Source organism: Synechococcus sp. R6-5, assembly GCF_047461775.1.
Lineage (GTDB): Bacteria > Cyanobacteriota > Cyanobacteriia > Thermostichales > Thermostichaceae > Thermostichus.
In genome coordinates, this window is record NZ_JANSHV010000388.1 from 1 (window position 1) to 915 (window position 915).

Genomic DNA, 915 nt, shown 5'->3' on the forward strand with positions numbered 1-915 from the left:
CGCCCGGCATCACCATCTCCACCCCTTCCGGCAGATGGATCGCCCCGGTCACGTCCGTCGTGCGGATGTAGAACTGCGGCCGATACCCGGAGAAGAACGGCGTATGCCGTCCGCCCTCCTCCTTCTTCAGCACGTACACGTTCGCCTTGAACTTCGCGTGCGGCTTGATCGACCCCGGCGCCGCCAGCACCTGCCCGCGCTCCACCTCGGTGCGCTCAATCCCGCGCAGCAGCACTCCCACGTTGTCCCCGGCGATCCCTTCGTCGAGCGTCTTCTGGAACATCTCCACCCCGGTCACCACCGTCCGGCGCGGCGCCTCGTGGGTCATCCCGATAATCTCGACCGTATCCCCCATCTTGACCTTGCCGCGCTCGATGCGCCCGGTGACCACCGTGCCGCGTCCTTTGATGCCGAACACGTCTTCGATCGGCATCAGGAACGGCTTATCGATTTCGCGCACCGGCGTCGGAATGTACTCATCGACCGCGTTCATCAGGTCGAGGATGCACTTATACTCCGGCGCGTTGATGTCGGTCGACGTGCTGGAGAGCGCCGCGAGCGCGCTGCCGCGAATGATCGGCACCTCATCGCCGGGGAAGCCGTGATTGCTGAGCAGTTCGCGCAGTTCGAGTTCGACGAGTTCGAGCAGTTCCTCGTCGTCCATCATATCGACCTTGTTGAGGAACACGACCATCGCCGGGACCTGCACCTGACGCGCAAGCAGGACGTGCTCGCGGGTCTGCGGCATCGGACCGTCGGGGGCCGAGACGACCAGGATGGCGCCGTCCATCTGCGCGGCGCCGGTGATCATATTCTTGATATAGTCGGCGTGGCCCGGGCAGTCGACGTGGGCGTAGTGGCGCTTGGCGGTCTGATACTCGACGTGGCGAATGGCGATGGTGATGCCGCGCGCGC

At 64.8% G+C, this 915-nt stretch carries 1 protein-coding gene; it reads right to left on the reverse strand.

Translation table 11 applies throughout. The features are described from left to right. A partial coding sequence (gene tuf, locus NW818_RS13915) for an elongation factor Tu (RefSeq protein WP_414424892.1) occupies window positions 1-915 on the reverse strand: 915 nt, incomplete at both ends.